Origin of the sequence: Reyranella massiliensis 521 (genome assembly GCF_000312425.1) — a bacterium.
In the GTDB taxonomy this organism is placed as follows: domain Bacteria; phylum Pseudomonadota; class Alphaproteobacteria; order Reyranellales; family Reyranellaceae; genus Reyranella; species Reyranella massiliensis.
Genome location: NZ_HE997181.1, coordinates 2,869,157 through 2,877,653, shown reverse-complemented (window position 1 = coordinate 2,877,653; position 8,497 = coordinate 2,869,157). Strand labels below are relative to the sequence as shown.

General features: G+C 67.3%; 9 protein-coding genes. 8 read left to right on the top strand and 1 reads right to left on the bottom strand.

What is annotated here, in order from left to right:
* From ybgF to BN60_RS14185, 8 genes are all read left to right on the top strand, one after another.
* The coding region (gene ybgF, locus BN60_RS14220) for a tol-pal system protein YbgF (protein WP_020696753.1) at nucleotides 1-455 on the top strand (455 nt) is incomplete at its 5' end.
* Nucleotides 452-1,540: a tRNA lysidine(34) synthetase TilS gene (tilS, locus tag BN60_RS28960; protein ID WP_020696752.1), complete on the top strand. Its 1,089-nt coding sequence runs from the start codon at nucleotides 452-454 to the stop codon at nucleotides 1,538-1,540. The genes ybgF and tilS, both read left to right, overlap by 4 nt.
* 12 nt (nucleotides 1,541-1,552) lie before the next feature.
* Nucleotides 1,553-3,502 (top strand): ATP-dependent zinc metalloprotease FtsH, encoded by a 1,950-nt coding sequence (gene ftsH, locus BN60_RS14210; protein WP_020696751.1) that lies wholly within the window; start codon nucleotides 1,553-1,555, stop codon nucleotides 3,500-3,502.
* 10 nt (nucleotides 3,503-3,512) lie between these two features.
* Nucleotides 3,513-4,337: a dihydropteroate synthase gene (gene folP / locus BN60_RS14205; protein WP_020696750.1), complete on the top strand. Its 825-nt coding sequence runs from the start codon at nucleotides 3,513-3,515 to the stop codon at nucleotides 4,335-4,337.
* A gap of 10 nt (nucleotides 4,338-4,347) precedes the next feature.
* On the top strand, nucleotides 4,348-5,697 hold the full coding sequence (gene glmM, locus BN60_RS14200) for a phosphoglucosamine mutase (protein WP_020696749.1): 1,350 nt from the start codon (nucleotides 4,348-4,350) through the stop codon (nucleotides 5,695-5,697).
* Between the two features lie 8 nt (nucleotides 5,698-5,705).
* The gene (gene thiD / locus BN60_RS14195; RefSeq protein ID WP_020696748.1) at nucleotides 5,706-6,503 is read left to right on the top strand and encodes a bifunctional hydroxymethylpyrimidine kinase/phosphomethylpyrimidine kinase; all 798 of its coding nucleotides are present in this window, start codon (nucleotides 5,706-5,708) and stop codon (nucleotides 6,501-6,503) included.
* Between the two features lie 11 nt (nucleotides 6,504-6,514).
* Nucleotides 6,515-6,745, top strand: a complete 231-nt coding sequence (locus tag BN60_RS14190; protein WP_020696747.1) for a hypervirulence associated TUDOR domain-containing protein — start codon at nucleotides 6,515-6,517, stop codon at nucleotides 6,743-6,745.
* Entirely contained in the window at nucleotides 6,742-7,275 is a 534-nt protein-coding gene (locus BN60_RS14185; protein ID WP_020696746.1) for a DUF488 domain-containing protein, read from the top strand. Before BN60_RS14190 ends, BN60_RS14185 begins: the two co-directional genes overlap by 4 nt.
* A 24-nt stretch (nucleotides 7,276-7,299) precedes the next feature.
* Here BN60_RS14185 and BN60_RS14180 read toward each other — a convergent pair whose 3' ends face one another.
* Entirely contained in the window at nucleotides 7,300-8,490 is a 1,191-nt protein-coding gene (locus tag BN60_RS14180; RefSeq protein WP_020696745.1) for an aminotransferase, read from the bottom strand.
* Nucleotides 8,491-8,497: the final 7 nt, after the last annotated feature.

Sequence of the window (8,497 nt, the reverse complement as noted above, 5' to 3'; positions counted from 1 at the left end):
CGCCGCGCCCCGGCGCCCAGGCCGCCGCGCCGGCGCCGAGTCCCGCTCCGTCGGCGGGTGCGGGGGGCGGTTCCGCCGACCAGCTCTACGACGAGGCTTTCAAGAAGCTGCAGGAAGGCGACTACGCCGGCGCCGAGCGCGGCTTCAGGACGTTCGTGCAGCGCAATCCGCAGAACAAGCTCGCGGGCAACGCCCAGTACTGGCTGGGCGAAACCTATTATGCCCGTCGCGACTACCAGAACGCGATGACTGCCTTCGCCGAAGGCTACAAGGTCTACAAGACCAGCCAGAAGGGGCCGGACAATCTGCTGAAGCTCGGCATCACCATGGCGGCGCTCAACCGCAAGTCCGATGCCTGCGCGGTGTTTGCCCGTTTCACTCAGGACTATCCGCGCGCCACCGATCTGCAGAAGCGGCGGATCGACCAGGAGCGCCAGAAGAACGGCTGCGGGTGATCGACGAGGCCGCTGCAACACCGCTCGGTCTTCAGGAGTTCCAACGCCTGATGGCGCCTTTCGCGCCCTTCGAGGCGCGACCCGAACTGGCCGTCGCCGTCTCGGGCGGGCGAGACTCTCTCTGCCTCGCGTTGCTGGCCGACCGATGGGCTCGGGAGCGGGGCGGCCGCGCCATCGCCTTCGTCGTCGACCATGGCCTGCGGGTCGAGGCGGCTCGCGAAGCGCGTGAAACATGCGAATTGTTGCGAGGCCAGGGCATCGAGGCTCACCTGCTGACCTGGACGGGACCGAAGCCCGCGACCGGCGTGCAACAGGCCGCGCGCCAGGCACGCTACCGTCTCCTGCGCGACGCCTGCCGCCAGCGCGGCCTTCTTCACCTGCTGGTGGCGCACCAGGCCGATGACCAGGCCGAAACGGTGGTCATGCGCGCCGCGCGCCGCAGTGGCAGCGACGGGTTGGCCGGCATGGCGGCGCTCCTGGAATGGCCCGAACTTCGTCTGCTGCGGCCGTTGCTCGGCGTCCCGCGCTCCCGGCTTTCTGCAACCCTGAAGGTGCTTGGCATTGCCTGGATCGACGATCCTTCGAATCTGGACCCGCGATTCGAGCGGGCGCGCCTGCGGGCGGCGGGCACGGTACCGCCAGACCGTCCGGTTATCGAGGGCCAGCGCGCAGCCGGGGAGCGGCAGATGGCCGAGGCTGCCGTCGCGCTGCTGGATTTCGACCGGGATCGGGCGCTCGTCCTCGACCGCGCGGGTTTCGTGCAAATCCCAGTCGATCTGCAACGCCGACTGGTCAGCCGCATCGTCCAGGCGATCGGGGGTGGAGACCATCCGCCGCGGCAGGACCGGCTCGCCCGCGCCGTCGCGCGGCTGTCGGGCCCGTCGAGCCGCGGGAAATCGGGCCGGGGCGGGGATTTTACGCTGTCAGGCTGCCAATTTGCATTGCGTCAGGCCGAAATCGGACGCCGCCTGTTGTGGATTGTCCGCCCTGAAAATGGCAGGAAGGGAAGGCAGCCTTTGATTCCTGCTGCTTTTTTTGCTTGCGGCAGCGTCGACGCAACCCATCTTGAGAAAAGCCCCACTTAGCGGAAGGCAAAAGTGAACCCGTTCAATCGCAACGCCGCCCTCTGGATCGTCATCGTGTTGCTGCTCGCGCTGCTTTACAGCGTGTTCCAGGGTGGGGCGACCCGGACTGCCGGCAATACAATTTCCTATTCCGACTTCGTGCGCGCCGTCGAGCAGCGCCAGGTTCAGGATGTCCGCATCCAGGGCAACACGATCAGCGGTACCTTCCGCGAGCCGCGCAATGGCGTGCAGAAGTTCGCCACCTACGCGCCGAGCACGCCGCCCGACGATCAGCTGATGCCGCTGCTCATCAAGAACGTCGATCGCGTCGACGCCGGGCCGGCGGAAGAGGGCGTCAATCTCGGCAGCATCTTCGTGAGCTGGCTGCCCGTCCTCGTGCTTGTCGGCGTCTATATCTTCTTCCTGCGCCAGATGCAGAGCGGCACCGGCCGCGCCATGGGCTTCGGCAAGTCGCGGGCGCGACTGCTGACCGAGAAGCATGGCCGCGTCACCTTCGAGGACGTGGCCGGCATCGACGAGGCCAAGTCCGAACTGGAAGAGATCGTCGACTTCCTGAAGGACCCGCAGAAGTTCCAGCGCCTGGGCGGCAAGATTCCCAAGGGCTGCTTGCTGGTCGGTCCTCCGGGTACCGGCAAGACGCTGCTGGCGCGTGCCATTGCGGGCGAAGCCAACGTGCCGTTCTTCACCATCTCGGGCTCCGACTTCGTCGAGATGTTCGTGGGCGTGGGCGCGAGCCGCGTGCGCGACATGTTCGAGCAGGCCAAGAAGAACGCGCCCTGCATCGTGTTCATCGACGAGATCGACGCCGTCGGCCGCCATCGCGGTGCCGGCCTGGGCGGCGGCAACGACGAGCGCGAGCAGACGCTCAACCAGTTGCTGGTCGAGATGGACGGCTTCGAGTCCAACGAAGGCGTCATCCTGATCGCCGCGACCAACCGGCCGGACGTGCTCGATCCCGCGCTGCTGCGTCCGGGCCGTTTCGACCGTCAGGTCATCGTGCCGAACCCCGACGTCGGGGGCCGCGAGAAGATCCTCAAGGTCCACATGCGCAAGGTGCCGCTGGCGCCGGACGTCGAGCCGCGCGTGCTGGCGCGGGGGACGCCGGGTTTCTCCGGCGCCGATCTCGCCAACCTCGTGAACGAGGCGGCGTTGCGCGCCGCCCGCGTCGGCAAGCGCCTCGTCACCATGGGCGACTTCGAATACGCCAAGGACAAGGTGCTGATGGGCACCGAGCGCCGCTCCATGGCGATGACCGACGAAGAGAAGCGGCTGACGGCCTATCACGAGGCCGGTCACGCACTGGTCGCCATGCATGTCCCGAAGAGCGATCCGCTGCACAAGGTGACGATCATCCCGCGCGGCCGGGCGCTCGGCGTCACCATGCAGTTGCCGGAACGCGACCATCTCAGCCACACCAAGCAGTATCTCGAGTCGCGTCTGGCCATCATGTTCGGCGGCCGCATCGCCGAGGAGCTGGTGTTCGGTCCGGAGAACGTGACGACGGGTGCGGCCAGCGACATCCAGGTCGCGACCCAGACGGCGCGTGGCATGATCACCGCCTACGGCATGTCCGAGAAGCTCGGCCGCGTGCGCTATCAGGCGAACGAGCAGGAAGTGTTCCTGGGCCACGCCGTCACGCAGACGCAGAACGTCTCGGAGGCGACCGCGCAGCTGATCGACCAGGAGGTTCGCCGCCTGATCGAGGAGGCCGAGGGTCATGCCCGCACCATCCTGACCGAGCACCTCGACGATCTGCACACGATCTCCAAGGCGCTGCTGGAGTACGAGACGCTCAGCAACGACGAGATCCGCCAGATCCTGCGCGGCGAGAAGATCGTGCGCGACGACACGGGCGGGGCCGGTCCCGAGCGTCGGCGTCGCGCCTCCGTCCCGACCAGCTCGGGGCAGGGTGCCGGTACGGCGCCGGGCGGCGCCAATCCCGAACCGCAGCCTGGCGTCTGAAGCCGAAAGATTGACGGCTCGTTTCGCGGGGCTCCCGCTCGATCGCCATCACCCGCTGGTGATGGCGATCGTCAATGTGACACCCGATTCCTTTTCCGACGGCGGTGAACGCCTCGACCCCGCGCGGGCCATCGACGATGGCCTGCGTTTTGTTGCCGAGGGCGCCGACATCCTGGATATCGGCGGCGAGTCGACGCGGCCGGGTTCGCACCCCACCTCGCCGGAGGACGAACGGCAGCGCATCTTGCCCGTGGTCGAGGGGCTGGCGAAGCACGGGCTCGTCGTCTCCATCGATACGCGCCGTGCTTCCGTGGCTCGGGCGGCGCTGGACGCAGGTGCGCGGATCGTGAACGACATCTCCGCCCTGCGCGACGACGAGGCGATGCTGCCGCTGGTCGCCGAGAGGCAAGCCGAGGTGATCCTGATGCATCGGCGTGGCCTGCCGGAAAACACCTTCGCGGGGCCGGCCTATGCCGATGTGGTCGAGGACATCCGGACGTTCCTGCTCGAACGGGCGGCGGCCTGCGAGGCGGCCGGCGTGAAACGCGAGCGCATCGCCCTCGATCCCGGTATCGGCTTCGGCAAGAGCGTTGCGCAGGAACTGCAACTGATTGCCGGAGCGGGGCGCTTCGCCGAGGCGGGCTATCCCGTCCTGATCGGCTGCTCGCGCAAGAGCTTCATCGGCAAGCTGACGGGCGTCGCCAAACCCGCCGATCGCGATCCGGCCTCGGCGTGGCTGGCCGTCGAGGCCGTGCGGCACGGGGCGACGATCGTACGTGTTCATAACGTCGTGGCGACCCGCCAGGCCCTCGCGGTCTGGGCGGCAATGAAGTAGGTTTGATCAAATGCCCCGCACTCTTTTCGGAACCGACGGCGTTCGCGGCCGCGCCAACAGCGAGCCCATGACCGCCGAGATCGCCATGCGTATCGGCATGGCCGCCGGACAGGTCTTCCGCCGCGGCGCCCACCGCAATCGCGCGGTGATCGGCAAGGACACCCGCCTTTCCGGCTACATGATCGAACAGGCCCTGACCGCGGGCTTTCTTTCGGTCGGCGTCGACGTGCTGCTGCTGGGCCCCGTGCCGACTCCCGCCGTCGGCTTCCTGACCCGCTCCATGCGGGCCGATGTCGGCGTCATGATCTCGGCCTCGCACAATCCCTACGAGGATAACGGCATCAAGCTGTTCGGTCCGGACGGCTTCAAGCTTTCCGATGCGGTCGAAATCCAGATCGGTGCGCTGGTCGCCTCGCCGCGGGAGATGAGGCTCGCGGCGTCGCCGGATATCGGCCGTGCCCGCCGCATCGACGATGCCGATGGCCGTTACATCGAGGCGGTGAAGGGGTCGGTCGCCAAGGCGGTCGACCTCAGCGGTCTCAAGATCGTCGTCGATTGCGCCAACGGGGCCGCCTACAAGGTGGCGCCGACGGTTCTCTGGGAACTCGGCGCCGACGTCGTGCCGGTCGGCGTGACGCCGGACGGCTTCAACATCAACGGTAACTGCGGCTCCACCCATCCCGGCGTGCTGCAGGAGCAGGTGGTGACGCACCATGCCCATATCGGCATCGCGCTCGACGGTGATGCCGACCGTGTAGTGCTGGTGTGCGAGCGCGGCCAGGTGATCGACGGCGACCAGTTGATGGCCACGATCTCCGATCACTGGATGCGCGATGGCCGGCTCAGGGGCCGCGGCGTCGTGGCGACGGTGATGTCCAATCTCGGGCTGGAGCGCTATCTCGGCGCCCGCAAGCTCGACCTCGTGCGCACCCAGGTTGGCGACCGTTACGTGCTGGAGCGCATGCGCAGCGACGGCTTCAACCTGGGCGGCGAACAGTCCGGCCACATCATCATGACCGACTACGCCACCACCGGCGACGGGCTGATGGCCGCGCTGCAGGCTCTGGCGGCGATGATCCGCAGCGGCAGGCCGGCGAGCGAGACCTTCCGCGCCTTCGAGCCGGTGCCGCAGCTCCTAAAGAACGTCCGAGTCGCCAACGCCAACGAGGCGTTGGGCGCCGACGTCGTTGCGCGGGCGATTGCCGATGCCGAGGCCAAGCTCGGCAAGAACGGGCGCATCCTGGTCCGCAAGTCGGGTACCGAGCCCCTGATCCGCGTCATGGCCGAGGGCGACGATTCCGATCTCGTGCGCGCGGTCGTCGATCAGATCATCGAGGCGATTCCGCAGCCGGCGGCGTAGAGGAAGTCATGAAAGGGCGTGTGTTGATCATGGCCGGCTCCGATTCCGGGGGCGGCGCCGGCATTCAGGCCGACATCAAGGCCGTCACCGCCATGGGTGGCTTTGCCGCTACCGCGATCACGGCACTCACGGCGCAGAACACCGAAGGCGTGCACGGCGTCCTGGCGGTCGATCCTGCCTTCATCGCGCAGCAGATCGAGGTCGTGCTGACCGATATCGGCGCTGACGCGTTGAAGACCGGCATGCTGCACAGCGCCGAGGTCATCGGTGTCGTAACCGCGGGAATCAGGAAACACGCTCCCGGCGTGCCGCTGGTCGTCGACCCGGTGATGGTGGCCAAGGGCGGACACCGGCTGCTGCTGAACGAGGCCGAGACGGCCCTGCGCGACGTGCTGTTGCCGATGGCGGCACTTGTTACGCCCAACCTGCCCGAGGCCGAGGTGTTGGCCGGGCTTCCGGTCCGGGTAGAGGCCGACATGAAGCGCGCGGCCGAGAGGATCGCAGCACTCGGCGCCAAGGCCGTGCTGATGAAGGGCGGCCATCTCGATGGCGACCGCGTCGTCGATCTGCTTTTCCACGAAGGCCGTTTCGACCGTTTCGAGGACCGGCGTATCGAAAGCCGCAGCACGCACGGCACGGGCTGTACGCTCGCTTCGGCGATCGCCGCAGGCCTTGCCCAGAAGATGAGCCTGTACGATGCCGTCGCGCGCGCTCGCGCCTACGTGCGCAAGGCCATCGAGACCGCGCCGGGCTTCGGCCGCGGCCATGGCCCGCTCAATCACGCGGTGACGGTGAGGTCGGAATAAGGAGGCGCAAGATGGCCGAGAGATTCAGGATCGGCGATCACGTGAGCTGGAATTCCGAGGCAGGCCGGGTGTCGGGAACGATCATCGCGGTTCACACCCGGGATTTCGAATACAAGAACCACATGCACCGCGCATCGGAAGACGATCCGCAGTACGAGATCAAAAGCGACAGGACAGATCACATCGCGGCCCACAGGGGAAAGGTGCTCGAACGAACACCAGCCCCCAAGGGGAAGACTTGAGCCTTCCGTTCTTTACCATCGGCCACTCGAACCGCAGCCTCGCGGAGGTCGTCGGCCTGTTGCGCGAGGCCGAAGTCGATCTCGTCGCGGACATCAGACGGTTTCCGAGATCGCGAACCAACCCGCAGTTCAACGAGGATACTCTGCCTGAGGCGCTGGCGCCCGCCGGCATCCGTTACGAGCACATGGCGGCGCTTGGCGGTTATCGCGGAGAAGCGCCGGCGCTGCCCGAAAGCGTCAACGATCTCTGGAGAAACAAGAGCTTCCACAATTACGCCGACTATGCCCTCACGGCGCCGTTCCGGTCGGGGCTGGAGCACCTGCTCGACGAGGGAAGCAAGCGGCGCTGCGCGATCATGTGTTCGGAAGCCGTATGGTGGCGATGCCACCGCCGCATCGTCGCGGACTATCTTATCGCGGCCGGGGCGACCGTCTTCCATATCATGGGGGCGGGCCGTCTGGTGCCCGCCCGTTTGACGGAGGGCGCCGTCGTGCGGGCCGACGGAACGATCGTCTATCCCGCCGCATAATCGTCGGCCGGCGCTGCTGCCGTCCTACGCCGGACCGGACTCCCCGAAGCGTTCGAGGCGTTCCAGCACGGCTGGGATCTTGTCGTCCGTCACGTTGGCGAAGGCCAAACGGACGAAGCGTTCCTGACCGGCGCCGAACATGTCGCCGGGAATGGTGAGCAGGTTCTCCTCGTCGGCCAGCCGCTTGGACACCGCGGTCGAAGGCTGGTCCGCGAAGGGATGTTCGACGTAGGCGAAGTAGGCGCCGATGCTGACCAGCCGCCAGCGGTTCGACTTCTGCAGGCCCTGGCCCAGCAGGTCGGCGCGCGCCTTCAGCCCCTCCGTGTTCTTCCGGGCCCAGGGCAGGAGGTTGCGCAGTCCGTAGAGCGCGGCCTCCTGGCCGAGCCGCGGCGGACAGATCGAGACACAGTCCATCGCCTTCTCGATCTCGGCCATCAGCCCGGCGCCGGCGGTGACGCCGCCGACGCGGTAGCCGGTCAGCGCGAAGACCTTGGAGAAGCTGTAGAGGTGGACGAGCGTGCCCTGCCAGTCGGGCTCGTCGAACAGCCCATGCGGGCGCTCGCCCTCGGGCAGGAAGTCCTTGTAGGTCTCGTCGAGCAGCAGGGCGATGCCGTGCTTCTTGGCGAGTTCGTAGAAGGCGTGGATGGTCGCGCGCGGATAGACGGCGCCCGTCGGATTGTTGGGCGAGATCAGCACGATGGCGCGCGTGCGCGGGCCGATCAGCTTTTCGGCATCCTCGGCATTGGGCACTGCGCCGCTCCCCGGCCGGAAGTCGAGCGACACCGGCTCGACGCCCTGCATGCGCATCCACATGTCGTGATTGAAGTAGTGCGGTCGCGGCAGGATCACCTGGTCGCCGGCCTGTGCGATGCTCATCAGGGCAAGGCAGAAGGCCTGGTTGCAGCCCGAGGTGATTCCGACCTCGTCGGCGCCGATCCGTGCGCCGTAGAAGGACGAGAGATGGGCGGCGTAGGTCTCGCGCAGGGTCGGCAGGCCGAGGATCGGCGTGTAGCCGTGCATGGCTGGATCGAGCAGCAGCTCGCCCAGGTGCTTGCGCAGCTCCAGCGCCGGCGGGTAGCCCGGCACGGCCTGGCTGAGATCGATGAGCGGGCGGTCGGCGGGAAAGGTGCGGCCCAGGACCCAACGCTTGGTCTCGCCGATGGGCGAGGGAGCAACGGCGGCGAGCCAGGGATTGGCGGCGGGAACGGTTTTCATAAGACGA

What these genes read in the sequence shown, in the direction of transcription:
- BN60_RS14190 (WP_020696747.1), top strand. Translation starts at nt 6,515, where the DNA reads ATGGCCGAGAGATTCAGGATCGGCGATCACGTGAGCTGGAATTCCGAG.
- BN60_RS14180 (WP_020696745.1), bottom strand. Translation starts at nt 8,490, where the DNA reads ATGAAAACCGTTCCCGCCGCCAATCCCTGGCTCGCCGCCGTTGCTCCC.
- thiD (WP_020696748.1), top strand. Translation starts at nt 5,706, where the DNA reads ATGAAAGGGCGTGTGTTGATCATGGCCGGCTCCGATTCCGGGGGCGGC.
- glmM (WP_020696749.1), top strand. Translation starts at nt 4,348, where the DNA reads ATGCCCCGCACTCTTTTCGGAACCGACGGCGTTCGCGGCCGCGCCAAC.